The organism is Halanaerobium sp. DL-01 (assembly GCF_003338615.1).
Classification (GTDB): domain Bacteria; phylum Bacillota; class Halanaerobiia; order Halanaerobiales; family Halanaerobiaceae; genus QPJE01.
Genome location: NZ_QPJN01000004.1, coordinates 57,523 through 78,299, shown reverse-complemented (window position 1 = coordinate 78,299; position 20,777 = coordinate 57,523). Strand labels below are relative to the sequence as shown.

The window sequence follows — 20,777 nt, the reverse complement described above, 5'->3', positions numbered from 1 at the left end:
ATTGGGCCTTCACCGCCGCTAAGGTTGCTATAACAGCGATAAAGACCACAAATGTCAACTCACCTTATTAACTATTGTGGTGAATTGACAGTAATTTTATAATTCTAATCCCATTCCAAATTGACAAAAAACTATTCCTTATACAATTGAGATTTACCCAAATACTTTATATTATGTTTATTACATAAAATTTCCATTGTCTTTTCGAACCAACTTGGAGCAAAAGGATTCAACATTACTGATTCAATAAAGTTATCAATATGATCATAATTAATCATTTTCGTGTCCTGCTTAAGATTATAATTTAATCGTTTATTTAATTCATCTACTTTATTATTAATCTGGTCAAGACTAGTATCTTGTAAAAACTTTTCATTTTTCCCAAGCAAAGTTAATAAATCTTTCAACTTATTCTTTGCATCATCGGCACTTGAAAATTTATAATGTGTCACTAACCTTATTTCTCTCTCATGAGAAAACGCTTTGCGTTTAGTTTTTAAAAATGTATAAATATTAGGATCATTAAATTCTACTTTATTAAAATCATCTATATACTTTACTTTAATTTTCTTTACATCATTTAATAAGTTAATTTTTGATTTTTCTACTGAAATTCTTATTGAGGTATTATTATGAGAATAGACTCGCCATAAAGCATCACTTTCATTTAATTCTGTCCATGACTGACAATAAATTTTTCTAGTTATTATATACTCTAGCAGTGAATCTAACTGCTCTTGTTTATCAGAAAAATTTTTCAACTTATATTTTATGTGATCTATTAGCGGATTAAATTCATAGGGATCTTGCCATAAATTAGGATGAATAAAAGTTAATTTTTTCCTTAATATAGTGTCTACAAAAGATTGAAAACTCATAAATCTAAAAATTTTACTCAAATAAACACCCTTCCTTTATAACTTGCATTTATATTCTCGACCTACTTGGTCATAGGCAACAAAACAATTAATTTTGTCAAAGTCTACTTCTTCCTGATCAACAATATAATCTATTGATTTTCCTTCAAGTAATTCTCGAGGTCCTTTAATTAATGAATCAATGAAAATACCATGTTGGAAGTCTTTTTTGGATAGATAACCTACTTTTTGAATAGTAACTGGTCTTTTCCCCTTATTTCTAACTGTTAAAATCAAATATGTTTTATTAGAATCATAATTACCACCTTCTACTTTATAATTCTTTTTATAACTCAACTCAATGTTCACCCTATTATTGATATAATTTAATAATTGAATTATAAAAACCAAAGTAGATATTATAGCAGCATAAATAGATAATAAGTTAGCATTTATCTTTATAGAAATCACTGAGTAAACCTCCACTTTTATTTATCAAAAATCCAATCTCCTACCATTAACCTTCAGCCACTCTTTCTTCTCTTTAATATCAGGAATAACAGCAGCTACTGTTGCCCAGAAATCTCTAGAATGATTGTCATGTATCAGGTGCGTAAGTTCATGTACTATCAGATAATCTACAATAGACATTGGTGCCATGACGATCTTCCAGTTAAAGTTAAGGTTATTTTTGCTGCTGCAGCTGCCCCAGCGTTTCTTCTGTTTTTTTACAACTACATTATTTGGTTCAACATCAAGCTTAACTTTATACTTATCCACTCGCTCATTAATCTTTTCTTTAGCATGTTCACGATACCATTCAATTAAACGGGTCCGAATCTCTTCTCGTCGCTTTTCTTTCTTATCTGCAAGCTCCACTGGATAGTCAATAATGAATTTCCCCTGGTAGAGCTTTACTTCCACTTTTGAAATTTCTGCCGGATTAACCTCCAGCCTATATCTTCGACCTAAATAGGGAAGTTTCTCTCCGGTCATAAATTCTTTTTCTTTTGGTGCCGGATTAATCTTATCCATTTCCTTTAATTTGGAAAGAATCCAGTTAGTTTTTTTCTTTAATACCTCTTCTATTTTAGCATCTTCTGTATTTTTTGGAGATCTAACTATTAAATTCCTCTCATTATCAACAATAATCCCCATTGTTTTACGTCTAGTGCGTATTATTTCATAATTTATTAGTTTATTTCCCAGTTTGATCTGCTGCATTCTAACCTCCAATTAAAACATAAATATATTCTGAGAGAGCTTAATTATCTTGTTAGTTAAACTCTCATATTTCTGCTTGAACTCATCATACTTGATTAAGTGGACTTTGGTTGTTTTTCGCATCTTCTGCAGCACTTCTGTTTTCTGCCGCCAGAGATCAATCTTAGTGTATTCACTTAAGTCATTAAAGATACTCTGAGTAACTTCTTTGACAGTTTTGTTTACATAAGGCTCGTTATTACTCTCACCTGCAGTATATTCACCAGGCTCTTCTGCAACTTTGCCCTTTTCTTCTTTATCTCTCTCATTTAAAAGAAGTTCATAGAGGGCAAATTCTCTCTTGTTTAACCCCAATTTTTCTGCCTTCGACTGGACTGTTCTCATGTCATTAATAATATCCTTCATCTCACCAATCTGTTCTAAAAGACTCATCTGATTATTTTTACGCTTCTCGATGATCTCTTCCAGTCGCTCACTTAGTTTTTTATAATAGACAGGGTTTTCTTCCATCTGCACATTGATTTCTTTCTTTATCGCATGCTCCATCTCACTAGCTTTAGCCTTATCAGATTTTAAGTCATCTAGAGTTTCTTCAAACTCTTTCTCATCAAGTATAGATACTGGTTCATGTAGGACTCTGACACTGCTTGCTCTGATATGATCATCAATTAGCTTTTTAACCTTTTCTCCCACACCTTTGATATCAATACTGTCATCACGATACCTATTTCTAACGGCTGTATGAATTTTACTCAGCTTATATAGATCCCCCCTGTAAGGATCGGCTATCGGATGAGGCATGATGATATCCATACTCTTAGCAAAGTCTTTGAAATCATTTTTAAATTCATTTCTCTTTTCTTCATCTTCAAAGAGCTCAATACAGGCTTCCAGGTCATCCAGATCTGTGTTTCTAAAATATTTCATTACCTCTCTATGGTTAGCTTCCAGTCTTGGCTTTTCATCTTCTATAGGAGTTACAGCATTTTCTACATCGGAAGGGTTAAAGATAGCCAGTGCTTTTTTAAGGTTATCAAAGACACCATAATAATCTACTACCAGACCATAATTCTTCTCAGGATAAACTCTGTTAACTCGGGCTATAGCCTGCAGTAAATTATGTTCTTTTAGCGACTTATCCAAATACATAACCTGCTCAACTGGAGCATCAAAACCTGTCAGGAGCATATCACATACGATAATTATTTTCAGTGATGAATGAGGATTTTTAAACCTCTCTACAAACCTTGATTTGTCATCTTTATCAACACCATATTTCTTAAGTAAACCCTCATCATTATGTCCGCTAGAGATTAATACAGCTGCTTCTGGACCATCTAACTCATCAATCGCCTCTTTATACCTAACTGCTGCCTGTCTGCTTACGGCCACTATTTGAGCCTTAAAAGGGGCAATCTTTTCCGTATAATGTTTAATAATATCCAGAGCAATAGTTTTAATCCTGGAACTTGCTTCAGCTATATCATTTTCAGTAGCGTATTTTTCTTTTATCTTTTGTTTCTCTTCATCTGAATATCTGTGGAAGGTTTGATCAAAGACTTCATCTAAAGTTCTATCCTCTACATGTAACTCAGCCAGCCTACTCTCATATTTAATCGGCAGAGTAGCATTATCTGCAACTGATTCTTCTATTGTATAGGTGTCAATATAATCACCGAAGGTTCTTAAGGTGCTTCTTGATTCTTTATCAATTGGTGTTCCAGTAAAACCTATGTATGCTGCATTTGGTAGAGCTCTTCTCATATTGGAAGCCAAATCTTTAAACTGTGTTCTATGAGCCTCATCAGCCATTACAAATACATTCTCTCTTTCTGTTAAAACAGGATATTTCTCTTTTTCATATTCCTGAAACTTGTGGATAGTAGTCATAATGGTTCTACCAGCTTCTGAGGATAAAAGCTCTTTTAACTCCTTTACACTACCTGCTCTTTCTGGATTAGGAAAGCCACATTTTTTGAAAGTACCACTGATCTGTTCATCAAGGTCAACCCTATCTGTTACAATCAGCATTGTAGGGTTACCAATTCCCTTCATTCTTCTCAACTTAAGAGCTAAAAAGAGCATGGTTAAAGATTTACCTGAGCCCTGAGTATGCCAGACAGTTCCGTTCCTGTCCTCTAAACTCTCAGCACTTTTTATTCTTTCTACTGCTTTTTGCACAGCTCTGTACTGCTGGTAGCGGCAGGCCATTTTAATTTTAGCATTACCCTTATCTTCAAAAACAGTAAAGTTCCTGATAATATCTAAAAATCTATTCTTTTTGAAAAGTGAAAAAAGAAGTATATCCTGTCCTGTAGGCTCTTTCCCCAGTAGTTCTACCAAAGAGTCTTTAGTATAGGGATAAGGATCTTTCCAGCCTTTAAATGCCTGTGCTGGAGCACCTACTGTAGCAGAGGTAGCTGAGTCACCCCAGGCTGCAACAAGCAGTTGATTGGGGTAAAATAGTTCTTCTGCACCTTCCTCAGTATCATCACTTCTTATGTTTTGATATCTTCTTAGCTGATTTATTGCCTCTTCTTCTGGTTCATTACAGGTAGTATTATTTTTGCATTCTATTACAGCCAGAGGTAAACCATTAACAAACAGAGTTATGTCAGGTTTAATCGGATCTTTTCCTTTGACTCGAAATTGGTTGATTGCTATAAAAGAGTTATTATCTAGATTCTCATAATCTATGTACTTAACAGTCTGGTTTTTCTTGCCATGACCTATATCCTGCTGCAAACTGATGTGGTTAATCAGCTTATCATAGATCATCTCATTGGCTGCCATCAAGGAATTAGCTTTAAGCCGAGCAGGTCTAACCTCATTAACAGCCTTATTTAAGTTGTTCTCATTGATCCAGGGATTTATTCTTTTGAGTGCACTTTTAAGCTCCTCAATTAAAATTACCTGATGTTCTGATTCTCTTGCAGGTAGATTTACGAAATCTTTATCCAGCTGATCATAGACTTTATAGCCCAAAGTTTCCAATAAATCTAAAGCAGGTTTTTCTGATTGATTATACTCACCCCAATTTCCAGTCATTTTCTAAACCTCCATCTCTGTATTTACTCTAATCTCTCCTGTTAATAGTTTCTGCATTAAACCTTTTTTAAGTCTTTCCAGTTTAGCTTTATATTCTTCTTCCTTCTTTAGCTTTGCATCTACTGATGATAGGATAGATGCTATTTTCTTTTGTTCTTCTAGTGGAGGAACAGGTATATTAAAACCTCTTAATGTAGTTAGCCCTAAATATTGTTGTACTCCTCCTTGTAATATTCTTTTGATAAAGCCTTGAACTATATTACTTTGTAATGAATATTTAAAGTATTTACTTTTGATTAGCTCATTATTTGGTTTAAAAAGTGCAACATTTTTAATACTAAATTCAAAGTCAACATTTACTTCAACTGTTTGCCCAATTGTTCCTATATGAGTAAATAAAATATCACCTTTTTCTGGCTTACTTCGACTTATTATTTTTTTATGATCTTTTTCTGATACATAACCACAATCTTCAAAATCTAATTTTCCATTAGTAATATTTTTAGCAGTTATAAATGGATAACCATCATTTACTTCCTTTGGGGTATCATGAGTACCATCAGTTACTTTATTACAAATATCTCTTAATTTTTTTATATCCCATTTAGCTGGTATTTTACCTAAGATGGTATCCTTAAAATCACTATGCCCAATCCCTTTAGTAAGCAGTTCCTGCATTAATCCTTTTTTCAGTTCTTTTGTTACTTCTATTACTTCATCAGTTTTTTCTATTGACTTATCTACTGATGATAGGATTGATGCTATTTTTTTCTGTTCAAGTAGAGAAGGAACAGGAATATTTACACTCCTAACATTAGTCCTACTGATCTCTAAAAAAGTACTTCCTCCTGCTAGAGCCTCCAAACGTGGAGTAATATAACGTAATAAATATAACAAGTAGTAATTATAGACTTTATTTTCATCGCAAATTATATTAGCAAATCCCTGGTTTGTTGTCATGGGTACCTTATTAATAACTGTTTCACCTATAGTAGCACGGCTACTCATAATTACTGTACCAGGAGGTAATAATTTAACAGAACTATTTTCAAATCCTTTTTCTGTAATATATTCATCAGTTTCACTAATCTCATTAATCAATTTCCCAGTCAGTTGAGAAGGAGTAAGCCAGGGAATATCCCCTCCCCAATACTCATCTGTACTCCTTCTTGGAGTATTACCTCCAGTTACTTGACCAACATCACTTAAACGCTCAACTTTCCAATTATCTGGAATAACTCCAATGGAAGTATTTCTGTATCCCTCTTTAACCATTATAACCAAGCTCCTTAAGATAGCTCATCATCTCTGATTCTATCTCATCTCTTTCTTTTTCTAGCTGATCAAGCTCAGTTAATACCTCTTCTACATCGACCGGTTCTTCCTCTTCTGTGGTATCAACATAGCGAGGTACATTTAAATTGAAATCATTTCTCTCTATTTCCTCCATATCAGCAACTCTGCAGTATTTCTCTATATCTTCAAAGTTATGATAGGCATCTAATATCTTCTCTAAGTCTTTTTCTCTTAAGAAGTTCTGGTTGCTTCCTTCCTCATAATCTTCCTCACCATAGATAAAAATAACCTTGTCTTTTCTCTCAGCAGGCTTATTCTTATTCAGCATTAAAATACAACCAGGTGAAGAAGTGTTATAGAATAAATTAGATGGCAGCGCAATCACAGCTTCAATTAAATCTTCTTTTAAGATTTTCTTTCTGATCTTACCTTCAGAACGGCTGCGGAAAAGCACTCCATTATCTAAAACTACCCCGACCTTGCCATCACGATTGGCACTTGCTAACATATGCTGAACCCAGGCCCAGTCAGCAGAGTTTTTAGGTGGGAAACCATAGTTGAATCTATTATATGCCTGAGATTCTTTTATATCACTTTTAGCATAGCTCTGATTCCACATAGGATTGGCAATCACTCTATCAAATTGCTGCAGCTTGCCACCATCTTCTAAAAATAGTGGCTCTGTAAAAGTATCTCCTCTTTTAATCTGAGCATCATAAAGATCATGTAAGAACATATTCATCTTAGCAATAGACCAGGTATTTAAGTTTCTTTCCTGACCAAAAAGAGAAATGTTCTCCATTCTATCCTGATCTTCTTTTCTAATATGTTCAGCTGAATAAATAAGCATCCCGCCAGAGCCGCAGGCCGGATCATAGACTCGATCTCCAGACTGTGGATCTAGAATTCTTACTAAAAGCTGAACCACCTCACGGGGAGTATAAAACTCTCCACCTTTTTTACCGGCATCATCAGCAAACTGTCTAATTAAATACTCATAGGCTCTACCTAAAAGATCAGCATCTTCTAGGTTTTCATTACCTAATTTTAAATCAGTATAGTGTTGGATTAATTTTTCTAATACACTGTCAGGTAATCTATCCTTATCATTAAAATCAACAGTTGTCAGCACACCTTCTAAAACAGAGTTTTCCTGTTCTAAAACTACAAAGGCTTTATTGATAGCTGCTCCAATATCTTCAGTCTGTTCTTTAATAGCAGACCAGCGAGCTCTTTCAGGTATAAATACCTTTGACTCAGTGTAAAAGTCTGGATCATCAACTACTTCTTCACCGTATTCTTCAATAATGTGCTCTCTGTTTTCCATAAATACATCATTCATTCTTTTTAGAAATAATAGTCCAAATATGTAGTTCTTATAATCTGCAGAATCAATACTACCTCTTAAGATATTGGCTGATTCCCAGAGATGTGATTCTAATTCTTCTAATGTTAACTTCGACATTTACAATTCCTCCTAGAATAGTTAAGTTCTCATTTGTTAATATATTATAAAGTTTAATTTATACTTTCATAAGCTTCTACCTGATTTTCATATTCATATTTGACCATTTCATAATCAAGACCCCATTTTCCTTTGGCAGCAGTCATAATTTCAGGATATTCCTCTTGAGATTGAACCCAGTTATAAGCAGCTACCTGGTTTTCATATTCGTACTTAATCATTTCATAATCGGTGTCCCATTTTTCTTTAGCCAGTTTCAATAAATCAAGATAATCCTCTACTTTTATAAGCCAGTTATAGGCTGCAACCTGGTTATCAATCTGGTATTTAACCATTTCAAAATCATCTTCCCAGTCTTCTGTTGCCTGCTCCTTTATAACCTCTTGAGCAGCTTCAGAATCACGAAATAGATCTTCTGGTCCAGCAGCCTGAATTGAAAAAGTAAAGACCAACACAAATATTAAAGCAAGACTCAATCCCAGTTTTCTTCTCATTATTTTTCATCCCCTTTAATTTATTGTAGCTCACTACTCTGACACCGTATTGTCACCAGCAAGAAAATATTTTACCTATTACTATTTATACTTCAAGAAATTCTTTGATTTTCCTTTATTGCTGCGACAGTTATTATTGTCGTAAATTGTAGAAAAAGGGCGGTATAACCAACTATATTCATATTATCTTACACATACATCAGCACACTAGAATAATCCCTCCCAAATGATCTCAGAGAGCCATATAAGCTTATCTTTGCCTTATCTGACTATTTGTATATTAACAGATAAACGCCTTCAAAACAAGCATTTAAAGGGATATAGACTGCATTAAAATATCTGCAGCCTCCACCATGATTTACCTTTATTCATAATGAAGACTGCAGGATTATTTTTGAAAATTAGTCTATCCAGTGATATTATTAAATTGCAATTTTAAACCAGAAAAGATTTCTGAAAGCTTTAACCCTTTCTCAGTCTACTTTTCTGGAATCACAATCTTTTGATTAACTCTGATCATTGTCTCAATTTCATTGACCTTTTTAATGGCTGCTACCATCAGCCGCGGGTCAAGATCAGAGTTAATTTCTTCTGCTATCTCCCAGAGGGTATCACCTCGCTTTACCACATAAACCTCCTTCCATCTGTAACTATCAATAATATCATCTGGACCTCTCTGGGCTAAAATTGCAGCTGTCAGAAGCAGTACTGCCATCAATACAGCGGATATGGTTAGTTTCTTCATGATATTTCCTTCCTTTCCTGAGCACTTAACCTGCTAAATGTATTTAAGATAGACTTCAACTGCTCAAACTGATCCTTACTTAAACTGTTAATCGATATCTTTTTGCTGCTGTCTATACCTTTTTCTCTTTTTACATGTCTTAGATAATTATAAAGATCCTCTTTCAGCTTAGGATCACTACCAACTATTTCTTTGATAGCAAGCTCTCTTTCAGTTAGAAAGTTAACTTGATCGTTTTTCAGAGATTTATCGTTCTGAGTCTTACCTTTATTCTTCTTGCCCTGTACCTGACTGAATGGAATTTCATCAAAATTATAATCACTCTGCTGCTGTACAGCCATTTCTTCCCTGGAAACAAGACCAGAGACACTGAAAGCCCTCTTTAAAGCCATTGATTCAGCTACTTTAAGAATCATAGCAGAAGGATACTGCTCCCAGATCTTAGAATCTGACCTGTATTCTTCAAAGGGAGCAAAGATATAAACAGGATAGCTTCTGTCCTTTCTATAAACTAAAGCGTAACTACCGACGATCTGTCCGCGGTTGGTCCCATATTGATGATTAATTCCAGTTTCTTTTCGTCTAAACTTATCATTTTCTCTAACTACATCTGAAACCAGCCCATCATACTGGGGATGCCTATCAGCTATCTTTAGATAACCATCCCTGGAAGTCATAATTGTTGGCTTACCATCTTTCTTCCAAAAGAATATCTCTTTATTGAAAGGATCAAGTCCATAGTTTTTAGCCAGATAGATAAACATCTTAAACTCATCACTGCTTGCATCTCCGGCCACAGTTCGTCTGAGGGTTTCTAACTCCTCTTCAGTAAAAGTAATCAGTTCTTTTTTCTTTTTGTTAATATCAACAACTTTACTCTTTGCACTCATTTTTTATTCCTCCTCTTAATTTAAGGAGACCCAGATTTAATCCAGGCCTCCAATTATAATTTAGTCTCCTTTAGGTCTTTGAGCTTCTTCATCACTTAGATCATGATCACAGTGTGGACAGTTCCATTCACCCTTTTTACAGGAGCTGTAGGATTTTTTATTACACTCAGGACAGTGCTTTACATACATCTTGATCACCTCCTTTCTCTACTTTTTAGACATAAAAAAATCCCGGCGCCGGCCAGGTTAATTAACTGTTATTAACTTTTGCTGATTCAGTCTGTCATCAGATTCTCTTCCTGCATACTGATAAAGTTATCTCTGCTGCCGATGATTATATGGTCCACTACATTAATCCCCATTATCTTACCGGCCTTCTGCAGCTTTTTAGTAATTGAGATATCATCACTGCTTGCATCCGCCACACCAGAGGGATGATTATGAGCCAAAACTATACCCGCTGCATTCTGCAGTATTGCCCTCTTAAAGACCTCTCTGGGAGTAACAAGACTTGAGGTCAATGTACCTGTAGAAACCTCAAATACCCCTGTTACCTTGTTCTTAACATCAAGGGTAGCGATAGCAAAGACTTCCTCTGCTCTCCTATCAAGTTCAACCACTTCTACAAAGAGATCTCTTGCTTGAAATGGGTTCCTTACATACTTATCAATGTCATACCTTCCACCTGACTCCTTAACAATTCTTAAACTAAACTTCTGAATATTTACCATTACTCTCATCTCCTTTATGTTTTTAGTATTCATTTAAAAGGGCATCTTAAATTCCTGATCATCGCTGCTTAAAGCTGCAGTTCTTTTCTTCTTTTTCTGCAGCAGTCTGGCTGCTTTCTCCAGCTCATCCTCATCCATTGGCTCAGCATAAGGTCCTAAAGCTCTCTTTATTCTCCATTCATCACTCGGGACACCATTAACCGGCATAATTTTCACCTCCAAATAAAAAAAGAGACCATCAGCTCTCACTGACAGTCCCCTGAGTTTAACCCTAAGCATTATTCCAGCCTTCCATGAACGCATCCTTCAGCCCTGAGAAAACACTCTCTGATTTAAGTCTGGTAGAATTGGCAGCGATAACCGACTTCTCTATCGCTTTCAGGGCTGCTCTATCAACCTTTGAAGCTGCCGCACCGGTGACTTTAGCAACATTCCTAGTTCCAGTAGAAGCCAGTCCAGCTGCCTTTTTAACGCCATTTTCAGCTGTCTGAGCAAGCTTCTTCATGGCATTGTCACCACTCTTAGAATCAATAATCTTCTCAGCATATTTGATCTCATCTTTTCTCTTAAGTCCAAGCTCTTCCAGCTTACTTAAGACCAACTCCTGCATTACATCATTCTCCGCCATCATTGCTCTAACCAGCATTTCTCTTAGTCTTAGAACAGTCTCAACATTGTTTTCATTTTTAAACATAATTATTACCTCCGTATTTTAGTTTTATTTTAACTTTCAACTTAAACAGCAGTTACTCAGAGATCAGATAAAGATCAAAAAGTATAAAGAACAAAGCCAGCAGAATATTACCACTGAACAAACTCTGCCAGGCTAAAGCACCAAGCAGTAGGATAACAAGTGTCTTAGAAGCCATCTGATTCACCTCCCTTTCAGCATTTTGGACTAACCAACTCCCTTATCTGCTTTCACCTCCTTAAATTTAGGCATAAAAAAAGAGCTGCCTGAACAGCCTCAGTTAAGAGACTCTCCAGACAGCTCAGTGTCTTTAAGTATTCAGTTATGCTCTAGGGGGTGGGGCGTCGAACGTCGATCTGAAATTCATAATTAAGACGTGGTCCCTCTAGAAATTATGTGTAATTTTTGAGATTACTAATAGGGAAAAACCCTTTTAAAATGCTAAAGATCTTCAAAAACAAGGTGTAAATTACTATATCTATTTAAGGAGTTACTTCCCTGCTTAATAAACTCCCAAGTTTCTTCATATTCACCTTCGACAGCAAAACTATCCTTTCTAATAAAATCTAAAAACTCTAATTCCCTTTCAAAATAGCTATCACTAAATTCTTCAGCTTTATCTACTTTTTGATTATCATCAACATTTGCATCATTGTGAAGTACATGCTCTAAATTACAGGATAGGTAGTAAGCATTATATGGAATCCCATTAATTTTAGAATGCCTACTCAGTCTATCCATGATGCTGCTTTTTTTATCATTTCTTTTCTTTGTGTTTTCAGGATGTCTGGTACATAACTTATCAACATAATAGTAATTCTTATCCTTATCATGCTTTTCGATCAAATCTTCATTGATTACTTCTATCACATTACGAGAATTAACTCCATTTCTGGTAGTTATATCTCCACGAGCAATTTGAAATTCAATCTCTTTATCCTCAAATATCTCAGAAAAAATAAGACCAAAAGATATTTCCTCCGTTATACCTTCTACTAAGAATAGAATTAATTTTCTAGTCATCAGCATCAACTCTACCAGCAGCCCTAAAAGCTCTGGCTATTTTGTATTCATTTGTTCTCTCATAAACTTCCTCGTCCTGTCCACCTAACTTAATTCCACGATAATAGAAGCTTCTTAGATTATTGGTTTCCTTAACATTGGTAAATCTAATATATCGATTTTGGGGATTAGTAGTTGTAAAAATCAGTGACTCTTTATTAAGTTTCTCCAGTGGTCTTAGATTATGAGAAGTAAAGACCAGCTGTCCCTTAGCTCTATCCTGAATGATCTCCAGAATTTCACCTAAAAGATATTCAAATATACCAGCATCAAGTTCATCCACTGCCAGACAAATACCGGGCTTATTATACATCGCAATCATTGCACTCAAGATAGATATAATCTTTTTAATACCATCTGATTCATATCTCAGAGGAATCTTAATCTCTCCTCTTTCTGCCAGCAGCTCTATTTTAATAACTGGATCACCATTCTCATCCAATTCTTCCCCATACTCTTTAATTTTAATTGTTAGCTCTGGAATTATCTCTTTTAAGACAATGTTTAAGTTCTCGATAACATTTTTGACAGTAGAGAGGATCCGCTCAGGAACTGTTGTCGACTCAGAAAGAGCTATTGCCAAATCTCCACCTTCTATTCTCTCTGAATCACTATGCTGAAAACAGAAAGGTATAATTAGATTGGCATTGATCATACCTGAACGAGAATTTCTGATCACAAACAGGTTCATACGAGCATACTGTTTAATCTCCATTATAATCTCAGCAAATTCGTTAAAGGCTTTATTACCCTTATAAATATGATCCATCTCACTAGAAAAAATAAAGGATGTTTCATCCTTCTTCGCAAGCTCTTTGGCTACTTTAAGGTCCACTTTAGCATCTTTATTGTTTTTAGTGAGTAAATTGTAATTCTTCTGGGGACTTAATAACTGATCCTTATCATCATGATTATGAGTTATTATCCCCCTCTTATATGTCCAGCCATCTTCTTCAAGTTTCTTATATGATAGATCTTCCTTAATAATAACTGGAGCAGCATTTTCTCTTCTTTCAATTACCATTTCATAAAAGAGTTGATATTTATTCTCTCCCAAAGACATAGAAAAAACAGCATTAATAGCAGCTTCTTTCTCACCCTGGTATATATAATCTTTAATATCTCCAGGCAGAGATTCTCCAAGCAGGACCAGTTTAAGTATCCACAAAGCTTCAATGAAAGCAGTTTTACCAGAACCGTTCTGACCGTATATTCCCAGCACATCTGATGCTTCAGAAAAAAAGTCTTCGCTTTTATAACTATTAAAATCAATTTGACCCTGCCTAACATTCTTAAAGTTATTCAGTTGTACCTGCTGCAGACGCAGCATTCTCTCCTTCATTTGATCACCTCCACTGATTAAATTATACAACTATTAGTAGTAAAAAGCAACATTTTCAGAAAAATCGATATAAAAAATATCATATTCGTTAAAAAGTTTAGATTATAGTCAAAAAAATAGTCTATCAGCTGATTCTCATAATAGTTGTTCAGACTAAACCTATATTAAATTTTACGATGTTAAACAAGGTGTACTCATTTCGATTACACCTTACATTATAATAATTTATAGTTAAGCTAAACATGTAAACTGTTCAATCCGTTAAAGTTATCCGCACTTATAGATATGTGCGGAGGTTTTTTACACTTATCAACTGCACCAATCAAATAGTTCAACAAAAAAACACCCTGTCACCAATAGTCTACAGGGGAAAATATAAATAATTTAACTTTGACTGATTAAAGAAATTATTTCTTTTCTTCTTTTTTTTCAATTTCTTTTTTCTCAGGTTTTTTCTTAGCTACTTTTTTCTTAGCTTTCATTTTCAACACCTCCCTGATATTTCAACTTACTACTTGAGCCTAAATTTATTATATTACATAAAACTCGAAATAATATCTAATTATTAAGTCCCCCTGAAGAAAATATTATACAAAATAAAAGCCCCAGAAAAGCTCCATTGTTACTGAACAAATGAAATCTCTCTGGGGTAATTAAGATGCTAATTTTACTTGATTTTCTATTATCAACTGCTTACGTTTAATCGTACTTAATCTAAATATTGTAATCCCTAAATTCCTATATAAGACTACATTAATGCCTAGAAATATAAACTCCATCTTTAAATAGTTTTATCCCGGCATAAAGAATTATAAAGAATTCCAGCCTACCTAAAAACATTCCGATCGTCTGGGTCCAGATTATACCCAGAGGAGCTTTGGATGAAAGTAAGCCAATTGAAATTCCAACTGTACCAAGAGCTGATCCAAATTCAAACATACTATCTAAAAGAGAATATCCATAGGCTGTATGGACTGCTACTCCTGCAAAAAAAGTAAACAAGTATAGTAATATATAGTTAGCTACATCTTTTACATGCTGATCTTTTACATAAAACTTATTCTCTCCCCGCCAGAGATAATTGCTGCTGACACTTCTACGAGGTAAAAACTGTTCTTTAATTTCCCAGTAGATTGATTTAAAGATCAAATAGATTCTATACTGCTTAATACCACCAGCAGTTGAACCTGTTCCACCACCAACAAGCATAATTAAAATAATGATAAAGTTAGCAAATATCGGCCAGCTGGCAAAAGAAATAGTCGAAAAACCGGTTGTTGATAAAGCTGTAATGATCTGGAAAAAGGTAATTCTAAAATTCTCGCTCAGCATAGGGTATAAAGAGTTTAATGAAAAAAACATTAATATAGGAGTTAAAAATATAAATAGAGTGATCATTAAACGTATCTCAGCATTTTTAAAGAATGTTTTAACCTTACCTTTAAGCAGTGTGTAATGGGTTGCAAAGTTTATTGTACCAAGCAGCATTAAGACAATCGTCACCACTTCAATAGATAAACTGTTGTAATGGCCGATGCTGTCAGGCTGAGTAGAAAAACCTCCAGTAGAAATTGCAGCCATCGAGTGATTTATAGAATCAAAGAGAGGCATCCCTGCAAAATAATAGAGAATAATCCCTGCTGCAGTATAGAAAGTATAGATTTTCATGATCAACATGGTAGAGCGTTTTACATGAGGTAATAATTTATCACTTCTTGCCTCAGCCATATATAAGCCCATTCCATGAACCGGCAGCAGTGAAGATAAAGCAATAACTGCCAGGCCAGCTCCACCGAAAAACTGCATAATCGAACGCCAGATCAGAATTAATTTAGGAGCAGTAGTCACATCCACAAGCGATAAACCAGTTGTGGTCCAGCCACTTACCACTTCAAAAATAGAATGGCTCCAGCTCATATCTAAAATAGTTATAAAAGGTATTGCCGAAAATATAATTGCTCCGATCCAGGAGAAGATAACAATTATACTCCCTTCATTTAAGGATAACTCCACATCTTCTTCCTGATGTCTGCTCCCATAAATAAATAATACTAATCCTGCCAGAATAGAAAGTCCTCCTGCCAGCAGAAAATGAGGTGCCAGGCTGCTTTCTTCAGGAAAAGCTAGTAAAAATAAAAGTGGTGATAGAATAGCAGCCCCGGCAAAGATAATAATAATCCCGGTATATTTTGAAATCAGAAAGTAACGAGAAATAAGCAGATTTTTATATTTCATCTTATTCTTCACCACCAAAGACTTTAATAGCTTCTGCCTGTTCTTCGGGCAGTGAAATTATGACAATTTTATCTCCCGCCTGAATCTTAGACCCACCTCTAGGAATTGAAATATCTCCATTTCTAACTATACCACCTAAAACAATAGAAATAGGAAGGTCAATTTCTTTAATTTCCTTGCCAGCAGCTGCAGAGTGAGGTGCTACCTCAACCTGAAAGATACTTAGTTTTCCCTCTTCAATCATGGTTAAATTACTTACATCTTCTGAAATCACACTCTGCTCAATAATTGAACTGATCAAATCAGTAACATTAAAGATCCCTGTAATCCCTAAAATATTGAACAGTTCTTCATTTTCTGGATTATTTACTAGAGCTGTAGTTCTCTCAACTCCAAAGTAGTCCATTGCCATTTTGCAGATAAAGAGATTACTGTGGTCCTTTTGCGTCAAAGATACCAGGTTATCAGCCTTGTAGGCGCCAGCATCTTCCAGAACTTTTTTATTTGCTGCATCACCAAAGACAACTGTAGCCTTTATTTCTCTTGCCAGATCATCAGCAAGTTTACGATCTTTATTGATAATTGTTACAAAATGTCCTTTAGAAATTAGCTTTTTGGCAAGATGGTAAATTAGCTTACCTCCTCCAACCAGTATAATCTCCATAGTTACCTCATCCCTTCTCGCTCAATTTTATTTATCATGTTTTCAGCCAAAAGAGATATCTGAGAAAATATCTCAAAACGTTCTTCTTTTTCATACATCTTCTCCACTGCTGGGTCTATAGTCCTAACCATAATTCTGGGTACATCAAAATTAACCCTGGCCATCTGTGATACAAGATAGTTAATCTGATCATTGCCAGTGCTAACTATTAAAAGGTCAGCAGATTCTATTTTACCTTCAAGTAAAACATCACTTTCAGCTGCATCCCCCTCTATCTCAAACCCTGAAAAGTCAACCGGCAGCAGAGCAAATGAATCTGGATTCTGCTCTATAACAACAACTTCGTTACCAGAACGAGAAAGTTTTCCAGCAAGCAGAGAACCAGTGCGGCCGCAGCCTACAATAACAATAAACATCTATTCTTCCTCCTCGTCATCTCCAAAGTTAACATCATCTAAGTCAATGGAGCCCATACTTTCTCCTGCCCTTTCAATGTTTTCATTTGCCGGTTTATAGCCAGGATCAAGTGCCAGAGCAGCTCTGTACATCTTCATTGCTTCTCCCTGCTTATGCTGCATCTCATAAATTATTCCCAGCAGATTAAATGGCTCAGGCTTTTCAGAGTCAAGAGAAGTGGCCTGCTGCAGCATTTCTTTTGCCTTTGAGAAGTCTCGTTTATTAATTGCGTTTTTAGCAAGCATAATATATTCTTCAAAACTTTCTACTTCTTTTTCACTATTTTCAACCTTATAGCGTTCAAAAACATCCTGAACAATATTAATAATTTCTTCTGGTTTAAATGGTTTACGCAGATAGTCAACAGCACCTAATTTTAGAGTTTCAACCGCTGTTTCTACACTCCCATAACCTGTAATCATTATTACCTTTGTCTCAATTTCTTTATTTGTTACTTCTTTTAAAAACTGGATGCCATCCATTCCCGGCATTTTCATATCAAGCAGTACAACCGGGATTTCTTCTTCTTTTAATTTTGCCAGCCCATCTTCTCCATTAACAGCTGTTTCAACTTCGTAGTCTGCATTCGAAAGAGCTTTCTTTAAAGTCAAACGAATATTCTTTTCATCATCAACAACCAGTACTTTATTTTTCATTATTATCTTCCCCCTCTATTTCTTCCTGTCCTGTTCCTTCTTCCATAATACTTTCTTCTACAGCAGCCAGTAAATCACTCTGACTGATTGGTTTGACTAAAAAGTCTTCAGCACCTGAAGAAATTGCCTTTTGCACGTCATCTTCTTCAGATAAAGCAGACAATATAATAACCGGTATTTCCTCTGTAGCTGCATCACTTTTTAAAGCTTCAAGTACTAAAAAACCATTCATCTTCGGCAGCCTTAAATCAAGTAAAATAAGATCTGGACTAATATTATTAGCTTTATCAACCGCTTCTACTCCATCTACAGCATAATCCACAGCATAACCTGCCTTTTCCAGACTTTTACCAACAACTAATCTAATATTTTTTTCATCATCTACTACTAAAATTTTACTCATTATTTTCCTCCTGATAGCCATATCTTGGGATGTAGAATGAAAAAGTAGAGCCCTCTCCTTCTTCACTTTCAACCCAGATCCGACCATTGTGGGCTGTAATAATTTCTTTTGCAATAGCAAGGCCGAGACCGGTTCCACTCTTTTCCTCTTTATCACTGCCGGCTCTGACAAATTTCTCGAATATTTTAGACTGATATTCTTTTGGAATACCTGGTCCATTATCTGCTACTGATACTAGAACCCTTCTACCCTTTATTTCTGCATCTACTTCTATTTTTCCTTCATCAGCATAGCGAAGTGCATTTCCAACCAGGTTAGAAATCACCCAGCTTATTTTTGAAGGATCGGCATAAGCAAAAACATTATCTTCTGACTGTTTGAATTTGAGCTCAATTTCTTTTTCCTCCGCCTGTTTATGGAAGGGGTTAAGAGTTTTTTCAATAATATCATTGACATCTACCTTATCAAATTCCATTTCAATTTTACCTGATTCAATCTTAGAGAGATCAAGCAGATCATTTACTAACTCAGTTAATCGTTCAACATCCTCATAGGCTGCTTCCAGCAGTTCCTTCTGTTCCTCATTTAATTCTCCTGTATCCTCGTTAATTACCATGCTGAGCCCCATATTCATTGAAGTCAGCGGGGTCCTAAACTCATGTGATACAGTTGAAACAAACTCAGATTTCATATTGTCAATTTCTTTTAAGCGGGTAATATCCTCTAATAGAGTAACTGTAAATTGATATTCTTCATCTTCATCAATTACCTGTTTGGTTGAAATCCTGTAATGTCTTTTTTTATCGTTCTTTTTTAGTAGAAAGGTTTTCTCTTCTTTAGCTTCAGGATTTTTAATGTATTCAAAAATCTCTTCTGCCTTAATAACCTCTAAAAAGTGCGTGCCAAGTACATCCTCCCTCAGTGAAAATAGTTCTTTAGCTGTTTCGTTGATTAAAACAATCTTATGATCCTTATCTGTCACTATTAAGGGACTGCTCAAATTATTTACTACAGCTTCTGACTTTTCTTTCTCCATCAGCAGCTTTTTAACATTTAATTTTTCATATTCTTTTAGTTTGGAAATCATCTCATTAAATTCATCTGCCAGCACACCGATTTCATCCTCAGAGGCCACTTCAACTTTACGCTGAAAATTTCTGGCAGCCACTTCTTTAATCCCTTTTTCTAATTCTTTAATTGGCCTCAATATCTGTTTGGTGAGATAAAAGGCAAAAATTAATGAAAATGCAGTAACTAGTAAAGCCAGTCCGATTGTATAGATGATTGCCTGATTGGCTCTACTGTTGGCACTGCCCTGCGCATCAACCATCGCCTGTCTGTTTATTTCTCTTAGTTCTCGAATATCATTTTTTATCTCATTAAAACTTGGAAGCAACTGCTGATTATATATCTGCCAGCGCTGATCTTCTTCTGCATTATAGAATTGATCAAAATTAGATACAAATTCAAAATATTTTTCATTGATTTTTTCTAAAATTGCACCCTCACCTTCAATGGTGATATTATCTTCTGCTCTAGCCAGCCAGGTATAGAATTCTTTTTCATTGCGTCTGAAGATTTCCTGTCCCTGTTCTTCAGTAGATCTTAAAAGCAGCAATAAGGCACTGTCCTGGCGTTCTATTGATTCAACCATACTGTCACTTGCTTTTATACTGCGGTAATTTTCAACTAAAATATCATTAATTGCATTTGAAAGTGTTTCAAAGTTATATATACTCCAGCCAACAACCCCTGCCAAAATTAAGATCATGACTGCAAAACCAAGGAGTATTTTCCCTTTTAAAGTCTTTATATTCATAATTTACACTCCCTTAAAAAAACAGATTTAATTGCCGAAATCTCTCATTTTATCCAGATTTTCATTTTTCCCCATTAAAACTAATTTATCTCCAGCTTCAATTTTATCATCTGCTCCCGGCGAAATGTATAGTTCTTCCCCTCTTTTAATTGCCATTACATTAACATCAAAGCTGGCTCTCAATTCAAGTTCCTTTAAAGTTCTACCGACCATATTATCACTGGCAAGAATCTCTATTACTCCATATTCTGGAGCAAACTCTATATAATCTAAAACATTGGAAGAGATAAGATTCTGAGCAATTCTTGCTCCCATATCACGCTCAGGATAAACTATTCTATCTGCACCAACTTTTGTTAAAACTTTGCCATGTAATTTATCAGGTGCTTTAACTATTACATAAGGCAAGTTAAGCTCTTTTAAGATTAAAGTACACAATATATTTGCTGAAACATTATCTCCAATACTTACAACCGCTACATCAAAGTTTCTAACACCTAATGTTTTTAAGGCCTCTTCATCAGTAGCATCAGCCTCTACAGCATGAGTTACATCAGCACTGATTGCCTGCACCTTTTCTGGATCACGATCAATCGCTAATACATCATGTCCATTTTCAGCCAGAGTAGTAGCAACACTGGCTCCAAATCTTCCTAAACCTACAACAACAAACTGCTTCATTTATTTTCCCCCTATCTA

General features: G+C 35.1%; 23 protein-coding genes. All 23 read right to left on the bottom strand.

Features of this window, described 5'->3' with window-relative positions; genetic code table 11:
- Positions 1-131 precede the first annotated feature (131 nt).
- Positions 132-899 carry a hypothetical protein gene (locus tag DER71_RS02560; RefSeq protein ID WP_089655536.1) on the bottom strand — a complete coding sequence of 256 codons (768 nt, stop codon included), beginning with the start codon at positions 897-899 and terminating at the stop codon, positions 132-134.
- 15 nt (positions 900-914) lie between these two features.
- Positions 915-1,328, bottom strand: a complete 414-nt coding sequence (locus DER71_RS02555; protein WP_089655539.1) for a hypothetical protein — start codon at positions 1,326-1,328, stop codon at positions 915-917.
- A 24-nt stretch (positions 1,329-1,352) separates the two neighbouring features.
- Positions 1,353-2,081 carry a M48 family metallopeptidase gene (locus DER71_RS02550; protein ID WP_089655541.1) on the bottom strand — a complete coding sequence of 243 codons (729 nt, stop codon included), beginning with the start codon at positions 2,079-2,081 and terminating at the stop codon, positions 1,353-1,355.
- A gap of 12 nt (positions 2,082-2,093) precedes the next feature.
- Entirely contained in the window at positions 2,094-5,129 is a 3,036-nt protein-coding gene (locus tag DER71_RS02545; protein ID WP_089655543.1) for a type I restriction endonuclease subunit R, read from the bottom strand.
- 3 nt (positions 5,130-5,132) lie between these two features.
- Positions 5,133-6,404 (bottom strand): restriction endonuclease subunit S, encoded by a 1,272-nt coding sequence (locus tag DER71_RS02540; RefSeq protein WP_089655545.1) that lies wholly within the window; start codon positions 6,402-6,404, stop codon positions 5,133-5,135.
- Complete coding sequence (locus DER71_RS02535) at positions 6,397-7,890, bottom strand: type I restriction-modification system subunit M (protein WP_089655547.1); 1,494 nt, start codon at positions 7,888-7,890, stop codon at positions 6,397-6,399. The genes DER71_RS02540 and DER71_RS02535 overlap by 8 nt, the downstream gene beginning before the upstream one ends.
- Before the next feature lie 53 nt (positions 7,891-7,943).
- Positions 7,944-8,384 carry a hypothetical protein gene (locus DER71_RS02530; RefSeq protein ID WP_114474264.1) on the bottom strand — a complete coding sequence of 147 codons (441 nt, stop codon included), beginning with the start codon at positions 8,382-8,384 and terminating at the stop codon, positions 7,944-7,946.
- 478 nt (positions 8,385-8,862) lie between these two features.
- The gene (locus DER71_RS02525) at positions 8,863-9,129 is read right to left on the bottom strand and encodes a LysM peptidoglycan-binding domain-containing protein (protein ID WP_114474263.1); all 267 of its coding nucleotides are present in this window, start codon (positions 9,127-9,129) and stop codon (positions 8,863-8,865) included.
- Entirely contained in the window at positions 9,126-10,019 is an 894-nt protein-coding gene (gene bet / locus DER71_RS02520) for a phage recombination protein Bet (RefSeq protein ID WP_114474262.1), read from the bottom strand. The genes DER71_RS02525 and bet overlap by 4 nt, the downstream gene beginning before the upstream one ends.
- Before the next feature lie 60 nt (positions 10,020-10,079).
- Positions 10,080-10,208, bottom strand: coding sequence for a hypothetical protein (locus tag DER71_RS12335; RefSeq protein WP_255416555.1), 129 nt, complete (start codon positions 10,206-10,208; stop codon positions 10,080-10,082).
- 86 nt (positions 10,209-10,294) lie between these two features.
- Positions 10,295-10,750, bottom strand: coding sequence for a RadC family protein (locus DER71_RS02515; RefSeq protein ID WP_114474261.1), 456 nt, complete (start codon positions 10,748-10,750; stop codon positions 10,295-10,297).
- 33 nt (positions 10,751-10,783) lie between these two features.
- Positions 10,784-10,957, bottom strand: a complete 174-nt coding sequence (locus DER71_RS11900; RefSeq protein WP_158531782.1) for a hypothetical protein — start codon at positions 10,955-10,957, stop codon at positions 10,784-10,786.
- Positions 10,958-11,021: 64 nt separating this feature from the next.
- A complete protein-coding gene (locus tag DER71_RS02505) occupies positions 11,022-11,444 on the bottom strand; it encodes a hypothetical protein (protein ID WP_114474259.1) in 423 nt (140 codons plus the stop codon).
- A gap of 52 nt (positions 11,445-11,496) precedes the next feature.
- The gene (locus DER71_RS12330) at positions 11,497-11,619 is read right to left on the bottom strand and encodes a hypothetical protein (RefSeq protein WP_255416554.1); all 123 of its coding nucleotides are present in this window, start codon (positions 11,617-11,619) and stop codon (positions 11,497-11,499) included.
- Positions 11,620-11,882: 263 nt separating this feature from the next.
- Complete coding sequence (locus DER71_RS02500) at positions 11,883-12,464, bottom strand: hypothetical protein (protein WP_133505644.1); 582 nt, start codon at positions 12,462-12,464, stop codon at positions 11,883-11,885.
- Entirely contained in the window at positions 12,457-13,845 is a 1,389-nt protein-coding gene (locus DER71_RS02495) for an AAA family ATPase (protein WP_114474257.1), read from the bottom strand. Before DER71_RS02495 ends, DER71_RS02500 begins: the two co-directional genes overlap by 8 nt.
- Before the next feature lie 753 nt (positions 13,846-14,598).
- A complete protein-coding gene (locus DER71_RS02490) occupies positions 14,599-16,080 on the bottom strand; it encodes a TrkH family potassium uptake protein (protein ID WP_114474256.1) in 1,482 nt (493 codons plus the stop codon).
- Position 16,081: 1 nt separating this feature from the next.
- Entirely contained in the window at positions 16,082-16,744 is a 663-nt protein-coding gene (locus DER71_RS02485) for a TrkA family potassium uptake protein (protein ID WP_114474255.1), read from the bottom strand.
- Between the two features lie 2 nt (positions 16,745-16,746).
- On the bottom strand, positions 16,747-17,160 hold the full coding sequence (locus tag DER71_RS02480) for a TrkA family potassium uptake protein (protein WP_114474254.1): 414 nt from the start codon (positions 17,158-17,160) through the stop codon (positions 16,747-16,749).
- Complete coding sequence (locus tag DER71_RS02475) at positions 17,161-17,856, bottom strand: response regulator (RefSeq protein ID WP_076544500.1); 696 nt, start codon at positions 17,854-17,856, stop codon at positions 17,161-17,163. It abuts the gene before it with no gap.
- Complete coding sequence (locus DER71_RS02470; RefSeq protein WP_108142514.1) at positions 17,846-18,259, bottom strand: response regulator transcription factor; 414 nt, start codon at positions 18,257-18,259, stop codon at positions 17,846-17,848. Before DER71_RS02470 ends, DER71_RS02475 begins: the two co-directional genes overlap by 11 nt.
- Positions 18,252-20,078: an ATP-binding protein gene (locus DER71_RS02465; protein ID WP_108142512.1), complete on the bottom strand. Its 1,827-nt coding sequence runs from the start codon at positions 20,076-20,078 to the stop codon at positions 18,252-18,254. Before DER71_RS02465 ends, DER71_RS02470 begins: the two co-directional genes overlap by 8 nt.
- Before the next feature lie 27 nt (positions 20,079-20,105).
- On the bottom strand, positions 20,106-20,759 hold the full coding sequence (locus DER71_RS02460; RefSeq protein ID WP_108142510.1) for a TrkA family potassium uptake protein: 654 nt from the start codon (positions 20,757-20,759) through the stop codon (positions 20,106-20,108).
- Between the last annotated feature and the right edge of the window lie 18 nt (positions 20,760-20,777).

Coding starts and splice junctions, on each gene's coding strand:
- DER71_RS02550 (WP_089655541.1), bottom strand. CDS start 2,081: ATGCAGCAGATCAAACTGGGAAATAAACTAATAAATTATGAAATAATA.
- DER71_RS02545 (WP_089655543.1), bottom strand. CDS start 5,129: ATGACTGGAAATTGGGGTGAGTATAATCAATCAGAAAAACCTGCTTTA.
- DER71_RS02540 (WP_089655545.1), bottom strand. CDS start 6,404: ATGGTTAAAGAGGGATACAGAAATACTTCCATTGGAGTTATTCCAGAT.
- DER71_RS02535 (WP_089655547.1), bottom strand. CDS start 7,890: ATGTCGAAGTTAACATTAGAAGAATTAGAATCACATCTCTGGGAATCA.
- DER71_RS02530 (WP_114474264.1), bottom strand. CDS start 8,384: ATGAGAAGAAAACTGGGATTGAGTCTTGCTTTAATATTTGTGTTGGTC.
- DER71_RS02525 (WP_114474263.1), bottom strand. CDS start 9,129: ATGAAGAAACTAACCATATCCGCTGTATTGATGGCAGTACTGCTTCTG.
- bet (WP_114474262.1), bottom strand. CDS start 10,019: ATGAGTGCAAAGAGTAAAGTTGTTGATATTAACAAAAAGAAAAAAGAA.
- DER71_RS12335 (WP_255416555.1), bottom strand. CDS start 10,208: ATGTATGTAAAGCACTGTCCTGAGTGTAATAAAAAATCCTACAGCTCC.
- DER71_RS02515 (WP_114474261.1), bottom strand. CDS start 10,750: ATGGTAAATATTCAGAAGTTTAGTTTAAGAATTGTTAAGGAGTCAGGT.
- DER71_RS11900 (WP_158531782.1), bottom strand. CDS start 10,957: ATGCCGGTTAATGGTGTCCCGAGTGATGAATGGAGAATAAAGAGAGCT.
- DER71_RS02505 (WP_114474259.1), bottom strand. CDS start 11,444: ATGTTTAAAAATGAAAACAATGTTGAGACTGTTCTAAGACTAAGAGAA.
- DER71_RS12330 (WP_255416554.1), bottom strand. CDS start 11,619: ATGGCTTCTAAGACACTTGTTATCCTACTGCTTGGTGCTTTAGCCTGG.
- DER71_RS02500 (WP_133505644.1), bottom strand. CDS start 12,464: ATGACTAGAAAATTAATTCTATTCTTAGTAGAAGGTATAACGGAGGAA.
- DER71_RS02495 (WP_114474257.1), bottom strand. CDS start 13,845: ATGAAGGAGAGAATGCTGCGTCTGCAGCAGGTACAACTGAATAACTTT.
- DER71_RS02490 (WP_114474256.1), bottom strand. CDS start 16,080: ATGAAATATAAAAATCTGCTTATTTCTCGTTACTTTCTGATTTCAAAA.
- DER71_RS02485 (WP_114474255.1), bottom strand. CDS start 16,744: ATGGAGATTATACTGGTTGGAGGAGGTAAGCTAATTTACCATCTTGCC.
- DER71_RS02480 (WP_114474254.1), bottom strand. CDS start 17,160: ATGTTTATTGTTATTGTAGGCTGCGGCCGCACTGGTTCTCTGCTTGCT.
- DER71_RS02475 (WP_076544500.1), bottom strand. CDS start 17,856: ATGAAAAATAAAGTACTGGTTGTTGATGATGAAAAGAATATTCGTTTG.
- DER71_RS02470 (WP_108142514.1), bottom strand. CDS start 18,259: ATGAGTAAAATTTTAGTAGTAGATGATGAAAAAAATATTAGATTAGTT.
- DER71_RS02465 (WP_108142512.1), bottom strand. CDS start 20,078: ATGAATATAAAGACTTTAAAAGGGAAAATACTCCTTGGTTTTGCAGTC.
- DER71_RS02460 (WP_108142510.1), bottom strand. CDS start 20,759: ATGAAGCAGTTTGTTGTTGTAGGTTTAGGAAGATTTGGAGCCAGTGTT.